The 16126-nt window shown below is 61.5% G+C and carries 11 protein-coding genes and 1 pseudogene; 4 read left to right on the forward strand and 8 right to left on the reverse strand.

Going from position 1 to position 16126, the window contains the following annotated elements; all coding sequences use genetic code 11:
• Positions 1-319: 319 nt before the first annotated feature.
• From D0B54_RS13900 to D0B54_RS13915, 4 genes are all read left to right on the forward strand, one after another.
• Positions 320-1837, forward strand: coding sequence for a leucyl aminopeptidase (locus tag D0B54_RS13900; protein ID WP_117291896.1), 1518 nt, complete (start codon positions 320-322; stop codon positions 1835-1837).
• Positions 1834-2268, forward strand: a complete 435-nt coding sequence (locus D0B54_RS13905; protein ID WP_117291897.1) for a DNA polymerase III subunit chi — start codon at positions 1834-1836, stop codon at positions 2266-2268. The genes D0B54_RS13900 and D0B54_RS13905 overlap by 4 nt, the downstream gene beginning before the upstream one ends.
• A complete protein-coding gene (locus D0B54_RS13910) occupies positions 2265-3734 on the forward strand; it encodes a glycosyltransferase family 39 protein (protein WP_117291899.1) in 1470 nt (489 codons plus the stop codon). The genes D0B54_RS13905 and D0B54_RS13910 overlap by 4 nt, the downstream gene beginning before the upstream one ends.
• A gap of 167 nt (positions 3735-3901) precedes the next feature.
• Positions 3902-6691, forward strand: a complete 2790-nt coding sequence (locus D0B54_RS13915; protein ID WP_117291900.1) for a valine--tRNA ligase — start codon at positions 3902-3904, stop codon at positions 6689-6691.
• Between the two features lie 138 nt (positions 6692-6829).
• Here D0B54_RS13915 and D0B54_RS13920 read toward each other — a convergent pair whose 3' ends face one another.
• The 8 genes and pseudogenes from D0B54_RS13920 to D0B54_RS13940 form a co-directional block, all read right to left on the reverse strand.
• On the reverse strand, positions 6830-7246 hold the full coding sequence (locus D0B54_RS13920; RefSeq protein WP_117291901.1) for a pilin: 417 nt from the start codon (positions 7244-7246) through the stop codon (positions 6830-6832).
• Positions 7247-7616: 370 nt separating this feature from the next.
• On the reverse strand, positions 7617-7781 hold the full coding sequence (locus D0B54_RS24325; protein WP_162932418.1) for a hypothetical protein: 165 nt from the start codon (positions 7779-7781) through the stop codon (positions 7617-7619).
• A gap of 26 nt (positions 7782-7807) precedes the next feature.
• On the reverse strand, positions 7808-8221 hold the full coding sequence (locus D0B54_RS13925; protein ID WP_117291902.1) for a pilin: 414 nt from the start codon (positions 8219-8221) through the stop codon (positions 7808-7810).
• Positions 8222-8679: 458 nt separating this feature from the next.
• Complete coding sequence (locus D0B54_RS24330; RefSeq protein ID WP_162932419.1) at positions 8680-8991, reverse strand: hypothetical protein; 312 nt, start codon at positions 8989-8991, stop codon at positions 8680-8682.
• A 595-nt stretch (positions 8992-9586) separates the two neighbouring features.
• Positions 9587-10294, reverse strand: a complete 708-nt coding sequence (locus D0B54_RS13930; RefSeq protein WP_117291903.1) for a transposase — start codon at positions 10292-10294, stop codon at positions 9587-9589.
• Positions 10295-10428: 134 nt separating this feature from the next.
• Positions 10429-10881, reverse strand: a pseudogene (locus D0B54_RS25210) (transposase); the annotation flags it as partial.
• Between the two features lie 160 nt (positions 10882-11041).
• A complete protein-coding gene (locus D0B54_RS24335; RefSeq protein ID WP_162932420.1) occupies positions 11042-11947 on the reverse strand; it encodes a hypothetical protein in 906 nt (301 codons plus the stop codon).
• 10 nt (positions 11948-11957) lie between these two features.
• Positions 11958-16034 (reverse strand): RHS repeat-associated core domain-containing protein, encoded by a 4077-nt coding sequence (locus tag D0B54_RS13940; protein WP_117291904.1) that lies wholly within the window; start codon positions 16032-16034, stop codon positions 11958-11960.
• Between the last annotated feature and the right edge of the window lie 92 nt (positions 16035-16126).

The following is a 16126-nucleotide window of genomic DNA, read 5'->3' on the forward strand; positions in this document are numbered from 1 at the left end:
GTCCGGGCGGGGCTAAAGGGCAATTATGCCGATCCAGGCCGGCCTGTCACGTGAATGATGGATAACTGTGCACTGAGCCCCAAAAACGGGCGGCGGCGGGCAGTATGCCGGTTCAGACCAACAAAGCTGCCCAAATATCCGCCCTGCTTCACGAAAAAAGCTTGGTTGGCAAAAAAATTGCCGATACAATGCCGGCCGCTCCGCCGACTCTCGCGCGCCTGTACCACAGGCAGCGGCAGCGGTGATTTCCCCCTCAGCGAGCACCCACAAAAGAATACCGGCCCGGGGCCTTTCCGGGTGGCAGGCGTCAGGTGAGTTCATGGAATATTTCGTAAAGAGCGGCAATCCCGAGAAGCAGCGCGTTGCCTGCGTCATTGTTGGCATTTTTGACCGCCGCGCGCCTTCCGCTGCCGCCGAGACCATCGACCGCGCCGGCGACGGCATCATCGGCAGCGTCATGCGCCGCGGCGACATGGACGGCAAGCTCGGCCAGACCCTGCTGCTGCACAACGTGCCCGGCACCTTCGCCGACCGCGTGCTGCTGGTGGGCCTGGGCAAGGAGCGCAGCTTCGACGAAGCCGCCTTCCGCAAGGCCATGGTCGCCAGCGCCAAGGCGCTGCGCGCCACCGGCTCGATCGACGCGGTGAACTTCATCACCCACTTGCCGATCAAGGGCCGCGACTACCAGTGGAACGTGCAGCAGTCGGTACTGGTGACCGAGGACACCTACTACCGCTTCGACGAGTGCCGCGGCGAGAAGGCGCGCGAAGACCTGCCCACCTCCAAGCTGGAGCGCTACACCTTCGACGTGCCGCGCCGCTCCGACCTGCCGGCCGGTGAAAAGGGCCTGGTGGAAGCCCTGGCCATCGCCAAGGGCGTCAACCTGGCCAAGAACCTGGCCAACCTGCCGGGCAACCTCTGCACGCCCACCTACCTGGGCGAGCAGGCGGTGAAGCTCGGCAAGGCCGGCTCCGGCATCAAGACCAAGGTGCTCGACGCCGCGGAAATGGAAAAGCTGGGTATGGGCTCGCTGCTGTGCGTGGCCCGCGGCTCCAGCCAGCCGCCCAAGCTGATCGTCATGGAGTACATGCACGGCCCGAAGGACGAGAAGCCCATCGCGCTGGTCGGCAAGGGCCTGACCTTCGACGCCGGCGGCATCTCGATCAAGCCCGCCGCGCAGATGGACGAAATGAAGTTCGACATGTGCGGCGGCGCCTCGGTGTTCGGTGCCCTGGCCGCCATCGCCGAACTCAAGCTGCCGCTGAACGTGGTGGGCATCGTCCCCGCCACCGAGAACCTGATCAACGGCGACGCCGTGAAGCCGGGCGACATCGTCACCAGCATGGCCGGCATCACCATCGAGGTGCTCAACACCGACGCCGAAGGCCGCCTGATCCTCTGCGACGCGCTGACCTACGCCGAGAAGTTCTACGAGCCCAGCCTCTGCGTGGACATGGCTACGCTGACCGGCGCCTGCGTGGTGGCCCTGGGCTCGCACGCCTCGGGCCTGTTCACCAACAACTCCGCCCTGGGCCGTGCCCTGCTGGCTGCCGGCGAGCAGATCGGCGACCGCGCCTGGGAACTGCCGATGTGGCCGGAGTACGACGAGAACCTGCGCAGCGACTTCGCCGACGTGGCCAACATCGCCACCCGCGGCGGCCGCGAGGCCGGCGCCATCATCGGCGCCACCTTCCTGCACCGCTTCACGCGCAAGATGAAATGGGCGCACCTGGACATCGCCGGCACCGCCTGGACCGGCAAGAAGGCCAGCGGCCGCCCGGTGCCGCAGCTCACCCAGTGGCTGATCAACGTCGCCGCGAAAAAGACTGAAGAGTGACGCGCATCGACTTCTACATCCTGCCGGAGGGCAGCACGGAAAACAGCGTGCTGACCGCCTGCAAGCTATGCGAGAAGGCGACCGGTGCCGGCATGAAGGTCTACGTCCACGCGCCCGGCGCCAGCCTGGCCGATGAACTCGACGGCGCCCTCTGGAGCTTCCAGCAGGGCGCCGGTTTCATCTCCCACGAGCGCTACGCCGGCCGCGCGCCGGAAGAACCGCTGCCGGCCGTGCTGATCGGCGACGGCGAGCCGCCCGAGACACACCACGGCGCGCTGATCAACCTGGGCCTGGAAGTACCGGGCTACTTCAGCCGCTTCGAGCGCGTGCTGGAGCTGGTGTCCGGCGACCCGCTGGCACGCAGCAAATCCCGCGAGCGCTACAAGTTCTACCGCGACCGCGGCTACGACCTGAAGACCCACAACCTGTGAAGCTCCTGGCACGTCCCTGGCCGCTCTTCATGTTCGCGGTGGGCGTGTCGCTGTACCGCTACCTGGCCTGGGGCTGGCTCGACGGCATCAGCCTGTTCCATGACCAGGCGCAGTACTGGAGCTGGTCGCAGACGCTGGACTGGGGCTACTACTCCCGCCCCCCGATGATCGCCTGGCTGATCCACCTGGCAGAGCGCATCTGCGGCAGCGACGCGGAGTGGGTGCTCAGGACCATCCCGCTGGTGGCCGCGCCGCTGGCGACCCTGCTGGTCTACTCGCTGGGCCGGCGCCTCTACGACGCCGACACCGGCCGCGACGCCGCCCTGCTGCTGCTGCTGATGCCGGCGCTGTCGGCGTCCGCCGGCCTGGTCACTCCCGACGCGCCCTTGCTGCTGTTCTGGGCCGCCGCGCTGGCCTGCCTGTGGTCCGCCGTCAACGGCAATGCCTGGCATCACTGGCTGCTGCTGGGCCTGTTCTGCGGCCTGGGCCTGCTGTCCCGCTACAGCATGGTGTTCTTCGCCTTCGGCACCCTGGCCTTTGCGCTGGGCCATCCTTCCGAAAGCCGCCTGCTGGCCAACCCGCGCCTCTGGGCCGCCGGCGGTGTCGCCGCGCTGGTGTTCCTGCCCAACCTGCTGTGGAACCTCGACCACGAGATGGTCACCTTCCGCCACTACGACGAGTTCACGCGGCTGGGCGAGTCTTTCTGGCACCCCCGCGCCTTCCTGGAGTTCTTCGCGGCACAGTTCGCCGTGTTCGGCCCGATCGGCTTCGGCCTGCTGCTGGTGGCGCTGGCGCAACTGCCCATGTGGCGCCGCGCACCGCGCGAGGCGCGATTCCTGCTGGCCTTCTGCGGCGCGCCGCTGCTGCTGATCTGCGGCCTGGCGCTGCTGTCGCAGGCCCCCGCCAACTGGGGCGGCCCGCTGTACGTGGCCGCCGCGGTGCTGGTGGCCGCCGTATTCCGCGACCGCCGCTCCTGGATCAACCGCGCCCTGGTCCTGAATGCGGCCCTGGGCGTGGTGCTGTACCACTACCCCGCCGTGCTGCGCGCCGCCGGAATCCCGCTGCAGACCCGCTACGACGCCTACCAGCGCCTGCGCGGCTGGGACGAGATCGGCTACCAGGCGCAGCGCCTGATGCAGGAGTACGGCGACCTGCGCCTGCTGTCCGACGAGCGCCAGCTCACCGCCACCCTGCTGTACTACGCCCGCCCCCTGCAGGAGCCGCGCGTCTGGGCGCCGCCCGACCAGCCCGCGCAGAGCCACTACGAGCTGGCCATGCCCCTGCAGGCCGGCGACCCCGGCCCCTTCCTCTGGGTGACCGAGCCGCCCGCCGCCACCGACATGCTGTTGCGCTTCAGCCGCTTCGAGCGCCTGCCCGACCTGGTTGCCGAGCCCTACCCCGGCCTGCGCCGCCACTACGAGGCCTGGCGCGTCGAGGGCTTCAAGGGCTACGAGGTCCAGGACTAGCAGCCCCCGGGGCAGCCGCCCAGGCTTTCCGTTCGCCCTGAGCCCGTCGAAGGGTGAACGCCCCCGAGCCCGGGCGCGCGCCGGTCACTGCGGCCCGCTCCGTTTTTTTGTACTCTGTGCGGCCGTTTTGCGCCCCCCGCAAACCCCCATACAAATCGCTGAATCCCATGGACAAGACCTACGACCCCCGCACCATAGAAGCCCGCTGGTGCGAGGCCTGGGAAAAGAACGGCTGGTACACGCCGGAAACCGTCGCGCAGATCCGCGGCGGCGACCGCGCCGCGATGCCGCCGTACAGCATCATGATCCCGCCGCCCAACGTCACCGGCACGCTGCACATGGGCCATGCCTTCCAGCACTCGGTGATGGACGCGCTGACGCGCTACCACCGTATGCTCGGCTGCGACACCCTGTGGCTGCCCGGCACCGACCATGCCGGCATCGCCACGCAGATGGTGGTGGAACGCCAGCTCGCCGCGCAGGGCATCAAGCGCACCGACCTGGGCCGCGAGAAATTCCTGGAGAAGGTCTGGGAGTGGAAGGAGATCTCCGGCAACACCATCACCAACCAGATCCGCCGCATGGGCAACTCCGTGGACTGGACGCGCGAGCGCTTCACGATGGACGAGATGCTCAACAAGGCCGTCACCGAGGAGTTCGTCAAGCTCCACGAAGACGGCCTGGTCTACCGCGGCAAGCGCCTGGTCAACTGGGACCCGGTGCTGCTCACCGCGATCTCCGATCTTGAAGTGGAAGCCGCCGAAGAGAACGGCAAGATGTGGCACTTCCGCTACCCGCTGGCCGACGGCAGCGGCCACCTCACCGTGGCCACCACGCGCCCCGAAACCATGCTCGGCGACAGCGCCGTGGCCGTGCACCCCGAGGACGAGCGCTACAAGCACCTCATCGGCAGCAACGTGAAGCTGCCGCTGTGCGACCGCGAGATTCCGGTGATCGGCGACGACTACGTCGACCGCGAGTTCGGCACCGGCGTGGTGAAGATCACGCCCGCGCACGACTTCAACGACTACGCCGTGGGCCAGCGTCACAAGCTGCCGCTGCTCAACATCTTCACCCCCACCGCGCACATCAACGACGAAGCCCCCGCCGCCTACCGCGGCCTGGACCGCTACGACGCACGCAAGCGCGTCGTCGAAGACCTGGAGGCGCTGGGCCTGGTCGAGAAGATCGAAGACCACAAGCTCAAGGTGCCGCGCGGCGACCGCACCGGCGTGGTGGTGGAGCCCTACCTCACCGACCAGTGGTTCGTGAACATGAAGGGCCTGGCCGAGAACGCCCTGGCTGCCGCCAAGGACGGGCGCATGCAGTTCGTGCCCGAGAACTGGATCAACACCTACGACCAGTGGCTGGGCAACATCCAGGACTGGTGCATCTCGCGCAACCTCTGGTGGGGCCACCGCATCCCCGCCTGGTACGACGAAGAAGGCCGCCACTACGTCGGCCGCAACGAGGCCGAGCTGCGCGCGAAATACGAACTCGCCGACAGCGTGAAACTCAGGCAGGACGACGACACCTTCGACACCTGGTTCTCCTCCGCGCTGTGGCCCTTCTCCACCCTGGGCTGGCCCCACAACAGCGAAGACCTCAAGCGCTGGTACCCCAGCAGCGTGCTGGTCACCGGCTTCGACATCATCTTCTTCTGGGTCGCCCGCATGGCGATGATGGGCCTGCACTTCCTCGGCGAAGTGCCGTTCCGCGAGGTCTACATCACCGGCCTGGTGCGCGACGCCGAGGGCAACAAGATGTCCAAGTCCAAGGGCAACGTCCTGGACCCGCTGGACCTGGTCGACGGCATCGCATTGGAAGACCTGGTGCTGAAGCGCACCACCGGCCTGATGCAGCCGCAGCTCGCCGCCAAGATCGAAGCCGCCACGCGCCGCCAGTTCCCGCAGGGCATCGAGCCCGTGGGCGTGGACGCGCTGCGCTTCACCTTCCTGGCCCTGGCCAGCACCGGCCGCGACGTGCGCTTCGACGCCAGCCGCGCCAGCGGCTACCGCAACTTCTGCAACAAGATCTGGAACGCCGCCAACTACGTCTTCATGAACACCGAAGACAAGGACTGCGGCCAGGACGAGTCGCTGCCCTGCACCCTGTCGGCCGCCGACCGCTGGATCGTCTCGCGCCTGCAGAAGCTGGAGCTGGAAGTGGCGGAGCACTTCAAGACCTACCGCTTCGACCTGCTGTCGCAGTCGCTCTACCAGTTCATCTGGAACGAGTACTGCGACTGGTACATCGAGCTGTCCAAGCCGGCGCTGCGCTCCACCGATGAAGCCACCCTGCGCGGCACCCGCCGCACCCTGGTGCGCGTGCTGGAGACGTCGCTGCGCCTGCTGCACCCGCTGATGCCCTTCATCACCGAAGAGATCTGGCAGCGTGTCGCCCCGCTGGCCGCCAAGACCGGCCCCACGCTGATGCTGCAGCCCTACCCGCTGGCCAACACCGCCAGGATCGACGAAGCCGCCGAGGCCGACATCGAATGGCTCAAGGGCTTCATCCTGGGCGTGCGCCAGATCCGCGGCGAGATGGACATTGCCCCCGGCAAGGTGCTGCCGCTGCTGCTGCAGAACGCCGGCGCCGCCGACAGCGACCGCCTCACGCGCCTGCAGGAGGCCATCCAGTTCCTGGCCCGCGTCGAGACCCCGCGCGTGCTCGCCACCGGCGAAGCCGCACCGGAGTCCTCCACCGCCCTGCTCGGCCAGATGACCCTGCTGGTGCCCATGGCCGGCCTGATCGACAAGGACGCCGAACTGGCGCGCCTGGCCAAGCAGATCGCCAAGCTCGAAGGCGACATGGCCAAGACCGAGGCCCGCGTGGCCAACCCCAACTTCGGCAAGGCACCAGAGCAGGTGCAGCAGCAGGGCCGCGACATGCTGGCCAGGCAGCAGCAGGACCTGGCGGCACTGAAGGCGCAGATCGAAAAGATCAGCGCGCTTTGAGCCCGCACCGCAGCCACGAAAAAGCCCGCCATATGGCGGGCTTTCTTGTTGCCGGCAGCCTGCAACGCGAGGGGGCGACTCATCCCCCGCGCGAATCCCCGAAATCAGCCGCCCCCAAGGCCGGCAGGGCAGGACCTGCTAGGTGCGACAATCCGCCGGCACGAATCGCCGGTTCGTCGAATCCGTGGTGCAAGCCCATGTCACGACCCCCCCAGACCCGATCGCCGGGGTGTACGTCAGCACCACCCCTCTCGCCTTGACGGTGCCGGTGACGGTCAGCACACCCGAGGCACAGGCCAGCGAGGCCGTGTTGCTGGTGCCAAGGCTCCCGGTGCTCACGCCATTGCAGGACGAGGCATCGATGGAGCCGCCATCGTTGACGATGTTTTCAGAGACGGTGTCCCGGCCGCTCGCAGCGAGAACCACCAGCTCCGCAACGCGGCTACGGACCGTGTAGTCGAGATAAATGGGCAAAGCCGTAGCCGCGAGAATGCCAACGATTGCCACGACAATCATTAGCTCTATCAAGGTAAAACCCATCTGATCGCGTTTCATCGCCCTCTCCCCCGCAGCAACCCTGCTTGGCAGGGGTAAGGGCATAGCCCGTGCCACATTCGTGAAATATGCAATGTGGGGCTTTTTCAACTACTTGACAGACAGGCGACAGTACGAGCCACGACAGCAATGGTCGGGGGTTGACAAAGTTCGTCACTTCAGGGGGCGGGAGGGCTGGCCTGATTGGAATTTCAATGCAAAAGCCCGCCTGGGAGCAGGCTTTTGGCGAAGATAGGTTTTACTTAACGGCAGGCCCCATTCTGGGGGTGGGCAAAACCCGGGAGATTGCAGGCAGAAGGCGAGCCTGGCTCCCTTTCATACCTTCACCGCATGCGCCCCCATCCATTTCCAGCCGGTGTCACAGCAGGCATCAGGGCGCGATGACGATCTTCCACAAAAGAAACAGCCCGCCCTGAAACATCAAGGCACCCGCGACCAATGCCAGCATCAAACCCTCGGCAGCTGCGCCAGCACTCAGCCAACGCCTGCAGCAAACCCTTGCCCGCTGGAATTGCTCAAGCACGCCCGGCGTCATTGCTTCAAGCTCCCGCGCTTCCACTACTAGCGACACTCGGCCGGAACGTAGCGCTGATTCGAAGGATCGGCAGTGCACTTCCAGGCCACGACGCCGCCGGACCCGATGGACGGGGTATACGTCAGCGCCACGCTCTTGGCCTTGTCGGTGCCGGTGATCACCAGCACGCCTGCGGTACAGGTGAGCGAGGCAGTGCTGTTGGTGGCAGTGATCGCCGTGGTCACCCCGTCGCAGGAAGCGGCATCGATGGCATTGCCCCGGTTGGCGATGTTCTCGGTGACCGTTGCCCTGCCCCCGCTTGCCAGGACCACCAGCTCCGCGACGCGGCTGCGCACCGTGTATTCCTGGTAGATCGGCAGTGCAATGATCGCCAGGATGCCGATGATGGCCACCACGATCATCAACTCGATCAAGGTAAAAGCCCGTTGTGCGTGTTTCATCGCGTTGCCCCCACAGCCCATATGACTGGCAGGGTCAGGGCATGGCCCGTGCCACAGTCCTGAAATCCGTAATGTGGGTCTTTTCAGTTACTTGACAGACATGTGTCAGCGACGACAAGGACAGCATTGGTCAGCCACTGACAAAGATCGTCAGCCATTGGGAGGGGGTTGGGGTGTGGGCGCTTCTCATTGGGCCACCATCGGGGGAATCGATTTCCACGCGGCAACCACTATCGAGTCGTAGTAAAAACCGAATCCCACCGCCATAGGCAGAGGTACTGATGCTGCCATCGTCTTCAAAACTGGCTTGCGTGTCGATTTTGCAGAGGACTCCTAACGGAGTTCCGTTTTTCTGCGGAGCACTCCAGCCTCTTACTGATATGTCCGGAAAAGCTGGGGCATTTCAGATTTCAGTTTCCGTCAGATCCTGATCGGTTCAACCCGCCCCTTTGCACTGATCATTCGTCTTCAAAGTAGGGCTCACCGGACAACCAGTAGATGTCGTACTTTTTTCTCAGTCCGCTTAGATATGGTTCAACGTTAGAAGCAAGTTCCACCGCTTGCAGCGTATCAGCTCCGTATACTTCAATCGGCCGTTCAGGCAAGCCTTCAAACTCTATGGTACAGCCAGCGGTTCCAGGATCAAAGATGAAATTGACTGAGCCCTCGGTGAGGAGATAGGGCTCACGAATTCCGACAGAAAACTGGTGCCGAATCTTCTGGCCTTTCAGTGAATACAAAAGATCTCTTTTTGCGAGATAGGACTTCATTCGTAGCCCATGCACTGTCGGTATGATTTATCTGCTGCCGCGAAGCACTTGAACTTCTTCCGCCCAGTCAACCCGGCGCAAGTGTTGAGGATACTGTTCTTTAGTGCTTGGCAACTTGCCTGCCTAGAAGATTCTTCGGTACACGCCTCGAATCCACCGGCCGACCCCTTTTTCTAGCGGGGTGGCCGGGCATTCTTGTTCGCTCGCATGCTAGGGAGAGACCCAGCGACTCTTTTTGATGATTTGGCCTGCCACACTCAGCTCAAATGACCATGCTTCAGTATCCAAGCTCAGGCGGTTCTCGTACCACAGTCTTTCCACACACGGCTCTCGACACGGTTCCGATGCATATCGGGGAAATAGCGCGCCAGGCTTCTCGCGGACAGATGGCGCACCCATCTTTTGAATCACGGCCTCTTCGGTGTCGCCGACATTGATCGCGTCGAACGCCTTGCCTTTTTTGCTCGATACATAACTGCACGACGAGACATAAAGGGCAGGAACAACAAGCAGCGACCAGAGCGCGATCTTTACTGCTTTACTAAAAAAAGGGGACATGCTAAAAAAAGAAAAGAGACGAAAAAAGGGGACAGATTTATTTATTTTCCGCTTCAGGCTCTTTCCTCGGCCTGCCCCGCGCCCGATGCTCGACACGCGCGCCGGTGATGCGTTCGATTTCGTCCACGAATTTCCTGGTACCCGTCAGCTGCCCTCGCTGCAGGGAATCGCGGATCAAGGTCCACTCCCCTTCGGGAATCGCTTCGCGCAGGTAGCGCGTGTATTCCTGCTTGCGTTCGGCTTCACTTCGGCCCAGGGACAGGTAGCTCGGGTTCCAGTCCAGAAGATCCGCAGGGCGTTGGCCCAGTCGCTCTTTGGCGCTGGACCAAGCGTAGGTCTGAGGACTGGCCACCATACGGGCGCGGACGGGATTGAGTTCGATATAGCGGCAGCAGGCCAGAAGGTAGCTGTCGGCTTGAACTAGGCTAGATTTGTAGCGGCTTTCCCATAAGGTGCCACTACGCCCTTCCAGGCGGTTGCGGTAGCGGGTGGCCCGCCCCGCCAGGGCTTTCATGAAGGAGCCCAGCGCCGCCGGGCTCTCGCGAGGGCCCAGTAGCAGATGTACGTGGTTGGTCATCAGGCAGTAGGCGTACAGCCGAATACCAAATGTCGCCTTGAGTTCTCGCAGGTCGCTTACGTACCGCTCGAAATCCTCGTCATCAGCAAACACCACCTGACGATTGTGACCGCGCTGTACGACGTGATGCGGATAACCCTCCACCACCAAGCGACCAATCCGAGGCATGGACCTTCCTCCGAGCTAGACGAGCTATCGGTTAGTCTACGCCGGTTTGAAAAATAAATAAATCTGTCCCCTTTTTGGTCCCTCGTCCCCTTTTTGGTCCCCTTTTTGCTCGGGTTCCAGTCCAGAAGATCCGCAGGGCGTTGGCCCAGTCGCTCTTTGGCGCTGGACCAAGCGTAGGTCTGAGGACTGGCCACCATACGGGCGCGGACGGGATTGAGTTCGATATAGCGGCAGCAGGCCAGAAGGTAGCTGTCGGCTTGAACCAGGCTAGATTTGTAGCGGCTTTCCCATAAGGTGCCACTACGCCCTTCCAGGCGGTTGCGGTAGCGGGTGGCCCGCCCCGCCAGGGCTTTCATGAAGGAGCCCAGCGCCGCCGGGCTCTCGCGAGGGCCCAGTAGCAGATGTACGTGGTTGGTCATCAGGCAGTAGGCGTACAGCCGAATACCAAATGTCGCCTTGAGTTCTCGCAGGTCGCTTACGTACCGCTCGAAATCCTCGTCATCAGCAAACACCACCTGACGATTGTGACCGCGCTGTACGACGTGATGCGGATAACCCTCCACCACCAAGCGACCAATCCGAGGCATGGACCTTCCTCCGAGCTAGACGAGCTATCGGTTAGTCTACGCCGGTTTGAAAAATAAATAAATCTGTCCCCTTTTTGGTCCGTTTTCGGTCCGGGAGTTCGGTCCGTCCCCTTTTTCGGTCCGTCCCCTTTTTGGTCCTGGAGTTCAGTTCTGCACTCCACTAAAATTTAAAGCGTCCTATCCATTCTAGTGCAATCGCTGGATTTGGAGAAGAAAGCATCTCCGCAGATTTTTCTGCCCATAGCTTAACCCGAGGACTCGAAAGGCTTTCTGCTAAATTTATGGCCTCTTTCACTTTCTCGACAGTCGAGCTTCTACTCCCAGCTCGCACCAGATCCATAGCTGCCATGGCAGTTATGGAATATAACGCGCTAGTAAAGAGCGGCAAGTGCGGCGAGTCTTCCCGCGCCACTATTTCTAATATTTTTGTCACATTGTTCGGCATCAAAAGCATGGCCTCCAATCCATCTCCAGCTTCTCGAGACCGATACGCGAGGATAGATAAATCCGCAGGTCCACTCAAATTTTGATCGAGACGCTTTTCACTACGGTCACGAACTCTTTTGTTGATTAATTTCTGCAGGACATCACTTTTACTCAGACAGTAATCTTTCAGATTTACAAGAGTTGATTCACGAGCCAGTGTCCAATCGCGAAAGATGCCCACCAAAAACTGTTCTGTCGAGAAATCTAATTTCTCCATGAACCCCTCTCTAATTTCCTGATCGACCGGAACTATTCCTCCTGGAAATATTGAGGATATCTTACCTAGAACAGCACTGAGCTCTCTGGCATCAATCAAGCGAGAAAACCCCTTCGCATCTTCCACGTCACCTGCGACAGCACCCTCCAGTAGAGATTGCGCTCCGCCGACTTCCAGAGCCGTCATCACCTCATACAATGTAACTAAAACCTTACCTTCTACTGGCATTGCGTCATAGTCCGATCGCCCTTGGCATCGAATTGCAGTATCCACTGAGAATAGAAAATCTTTAGCATCAAGTGCTGCGATATCGCCAATCAACAGCACACTATCCTTCTTAGGCTTTCTTTTCGTGTGGCTCATAAATAAGCACCTAGAACCAACCTTTTAGCTCGTTATATCTTTTTACAGCCAAAACAATTTCAGTGGCATCAGCAGGCTTACAGCCGGCCGCCACCAAGCTGGCATACGCAACATATATAGGGTCTTTTCCGGTTAGTTTCTTTTGCATTTCGTTCGCGAGATCATGCGGCGAACCCCTTGAGTGAGATCCCCCTAAAAGGGGCATAGCTATACCTAGGCCACGTCTGTAAGTAGCATACATCTGCTCCATCACAGTATTTTGCATAATATGGTGAGCTTGAAATCCGCTTCCCGTAAGTGTTTTTTTCAATTTTGAGTATTGGTTGTTTGCACTTTTGCATACAACTCCGAATGCACGACAAGAAGCGGCTGCCATTTGCTTTAGACCTTGCGTACCAAACGACGTACCAACTTGTCGTTGCTGTACATTTCCGACCGTTGTATTCATTTCTGCCAATGTGACAAGTCCTGAGGGGTCAACCAAATTAGTGGGATCGCTCTCTGCATACATGAATTTATGGAGACTTTCGGGTCTTTCTTCTAAACCCAAAAATGAATCAAAGCTCATGAATCTACCGAGGCTCGCCAAGATACTACGCGCGCGTAGATAGTAGAGTCCTGTGGCGGAGTCAAACTGCTCCCCTGCAAATAGAAACTCGTTCTCCGTGTCTCCCAGATGCTCCGCCAATTCCCCATATGCCTCATATGTATATCCATCACTGAGATCACCATCTAAATTCGTTAGAAGACGCGTGCTCCCTAGTCCATCAGCATGGTAGTGGCTCTCCAGCTGAGCCCTCCGCTGGCTCAAGAGCCCGACCCCGCGCAGATATATCACTCCGGAGCCTGTCGATGCGCTATCGTGCTCTTCAATCACCTGTGCGTATGGCTGGATGTGGTCGACTAGATATTGGGTGTCATTCTTGGCGGTGCGAATACCCTCCGGCTCATACTGATAACTCGCCTTCTGCTGCCCGTTGACGCTGTACTTCGTCAGCCGGTTGTCATCATTCCAGCCGTAGACATGGGCATCCGTCTGCCCGCTGGCCGTGACCACCTTCTTCGTCGTATTCCCATTGACGTCATAGCTGTAAACGGCGCTGTACTGATTTGAGCCGTCCAGCGTCCTGACCTCTGTCAGCAACCGGTCGTTGTCGTCGTAGCTGTAGCTCGTAACCTCAACCTGCCCACCCTTCGTCCTGGTCTGGCTCTGCCGATTCCCGACCTTGTCATACACCCAGGCAGTGCTGTAGCTCTTGCTCCCATCACGGTGATCAACCACCGTCTCCTTCGTCAGCCGCTTGAGCCCGTCATACTCATAGTCCGCCGTCCGGGTAGGTCCAGCCTGGTCCCGCTCCGCCAGCCGCATCCGCTGCCCATTCGCCGCCAGCGTGTAGCGATAAGCACCCAGCACTGCTCCCGTGGCCGTCTTCTCATGCCGCACCTCGGTCAGCCGCCCGTTGTCGTCATACTCCCAATAGCTGCTGGTGCCATTGGGCAAGCTGACCCGGGTCTTCTGGCTACGGGCGTTGTACTGGTAGGTGGTCTGCTTGCCGTTGGTGTCTGTGACCGAGGCGAGCCGGTTCAGCTCATCAAACCCGTACTGCACGTTCTGGTGCTTCGTGCTCAGCAGGGTGCGATTGCCGTTCTGGTCGTACTGATAACGAATCACGCCCTCGGGTGATTCGACGCGGGTCAGGCGATCCCTGGCGTCGTACTGGTACTTCGTTTGGCCCCGTGCGTCGGTGCGCACGTTGATCTGCCCGCTGGCGGTATAGGTCGTCTTGACCCTGGCCCCATCCGCATACTTGCGCTCGATCTCGCGATTGAGATCGTCATAGGCATAGGTATGGGTGCGGCCATTGAAGTCCTTGTGCCAGATGCGATTGCCGTTGGCGTCATACCCAAAGGTTTCCCGCTCTCCCTCCGGCAGGACCCTCGCCGTCACCTGGCTCAGATCGTTGTACTCCCAGCGCGTGATCCGCCCTTTGGCATCCTGCTGGCTGATCTTGTTGCCCAGCTCGTCGTAGCCGTAGCGGGTGACCAAATCCTGCGTGCCGTCGTTCTGGGTGACGGTGATCAGTTGGCTCTTGGCGTCATAGCCGAAGGTGCTGCTCTTGCCGCTGGCGTCGGTTTCCGTTTCCTTCTGGCCTGAGGTGGTCCAGGTGGTCTGGGTGTAAGTGCCATCCGGCAGCGTGGTCTTGGTGACCCGGTTGAGCGCGTCGTACTCGAAGGCCGTGGTCTTGAGGCTGGCGTCGGTAACGCGGGTCCGATTGCCGTTGGCGTCATAGCCGTAGGTGGTGATCTGGCCCAGGGCATCGGTGCTGCTGGTCAGCCGGCCGGCGGCGTCGTAGCCATTGGTGAGGCTACGTCCCAAACTGTCCTTCTGCTGGTGGACCCTGCCGACGTTGTCGTAGACGGTCTCTTCAGTGCTGCCGTCCGGGTGGATGGTTTTGATCAGACGGTTGAGGGCGTCGTATTCCATCCGCATGCTGCGGCCAGCACGGTCGGTCTTCTCGGTTTCGTTGCCTTCGGCGTCGTAGGTGATGGTTTCCGTTGAGCCGTCGGAGTGTATGGTCTTCGTGAGGCGCGCGAGGCTGTCGTACTCGTGGCGAGTGAGCTTGCCTCTGGCATCCGTCTGGCTCTCGACCTTGCCGGCAGCGTTGTAGGTCGTCGTGGTCTTCAGGCCCGTGGGGCCGGCTTCCTCGATGACCCTTCCTTCGGCATCCAGCTTGCGGCTGGTCCGGACGGTGGCGGTGCTTCCGTCAGCTTTGGTGCGGGTCTGGCTGCGGGCGATCTCCTGTCCGTTGGCATCCAGCTCCAGATTTGTCACCCGGTTGAGCGGATCGGTCTCCGAGATCTTCTGGCTCCTGGCGTTGTAGCCGTACTGGTTGAGGTTGCCGGAGAGGTTCAGGCCCAGCAGCTCACCCTTGCCGTTCTGGAAGATGCGCGTGCTGCGGCCCAGGGGCTCGGTGATCTGCGTCAGCTCGGTGGTGAGCTGACTGTAGGTATTGGTGGTGACGTTGCCGCGGGCGTCTGTCGTGCTCAGCAACTGCCAGCGCTGGCTGCCGTTGTCCAGGGTCCAGTCGTGGGTGGTGGCCTGGTTGAGGGCGTTGGTTTCCGTAACTACTTTATTACCAGCATTGAAGCTACGCGTAACAGACTTCCCATGCGCATCCGTAACCTTCGTCTCATTCCCAACGTCGTCATACTCATACGCCGTCTTGTGCCCGAGCGCATCGGTCTTCTCCAGGACATTGCCCTCGCTGTCGTAGAGATAGGCGGTTTCAAAACCCCGCCGGTTCTTCACCACCTGGCGGTTGTCGTCGGGCTGGAAGGCGATGTCGCTGCGCTGGCCGTCGGCGTCGATGGTGGCAATCAATCTCCCCTGCTCGTCGTAGATCTGCCGGGCGACGGTGATGCCACGCGGGTCGATGAGGTCGGTCAGGCCGTGGCTGCGGTCGTACTTGAAGCGCGTGGTCTGGACGTTGCGGTCGGTGACGCTTTGCAGGTCGCCCTGCGCGCTGTAGCCGTACTGGATCTTCTTGCCGGCCAGGTCGGTGACGGCGGTGATGCGGCCTTGTGCGTCGCGATCGAAGTGGATGGTCTGGCCGCCACTGTGGATCAGGCCGTTCGCGGTGTAGTCCAGGGTGTTGCCGAAGGCGTCCTTGACGCGCTCGATGCCGACACCCTCCCGGAGGTAGTACTCCAATCCCTCCTGGGTCTTGAGCTTGAACTCCTGGGGGTTCCAGGTTTCCTGGTTGTCCATGTCGTAGAGCACGCCGCCCTGGGCTTTGACGTTGGGGACGTTGACCAGGGTGAGGCTGCTGGTGGTGCCCGGGGCGGGGTCGAACAGGATGTTGACCGGCGGCACCTGGTTGAAGGCGCACTCCGTGGCGTTGCGCGCGGTGTAGCGCTCGACCTTGCCGTCGGGCAGGGTGATGGCGATGCGACGCTTGCCGACGGGACGCAGGCAGACGTTGAACTGCCCCGGCGGGGGCTGGGCTGATGGAACTTTGGGCGTGGAAAGAAAATCGGGCGCGCTAACGAGAAAGCCCGGCACTAAGCCGGGCTGAATTTCGGACACGAGGTCTCTGCGGAATATTATCGTTGATTTTGCAGCGGACTCCTAACGGAGTTCCGTTTTTCTGCAGGGCGCGCCAAACCCTTACTAAGGGG

This window comes from Solimonas sp. K1W22B-7, assembly GCF_003428335.1.
In the GTDB taxonomy this organism is placed as follows: Bacteria; Pseudomonadota; Gammaproteobacteria; order Nevskiales; family Nevskiaceae; genus Solimonas_A.

Coding starts and splice junctions, on each gene's coding strand:
- D0B54_RS13915 (WP_117291900.1), top strand. CDS start 3,902: ATGGACAAGACCTACGACCCCCGCACCATAGAAGCCCGCTGGTGCGAG.
- D0B54_RS13900 (WP_117291896.1), top strand. CDS start 320: ATGGAATATTTCGTAAAGAGCGGCAATCCCGAGAAGCAGCGCGTTGCC.
- D0B54_RS13920 (WP_117291901.1), bottom strand. CDS start 7,246: ATGAAACGCGATCAGATGGGTTTTACCTTGATAGAGCTAATGATTGTC.
- D0B54_RS24330 (WP_162932419.1), bottom strand. CDS start 8,991: ATGAAGTCCTATCTCGCAAAAAGAGATCTTTTGTATTCACTGAAAGGC.
- D0B54_RS24335 (WP_162932420.1), bottom strand. CDS start 11,947: ATGAGCCACACGAAAAGAAAGCCTAAGAAGGATAGTGTGCTGTTGATT.
- D0B54_RS24325 (WP_162932418.1), bottom strand. CDS start 7,781: ATGACGCCGGGCGTGCTTGAGCAATTCCAGCGGGCAAGGGTTTGCTGC.
- D0B54_RS13930 (WP_117291903.1), bottom strand. CDS start 10,294: ATGCCTCGGATTGGTCGCTTGGTGGTGGAGGGTTATCCGCATCACGTC.
- D0B54_RS13925 (WP_117291902.1), bottom strand. CDS start 8,221: ATGAAACACGCACAACGGGCTTTTACCTTGATCGAGTTGATGATCGTG.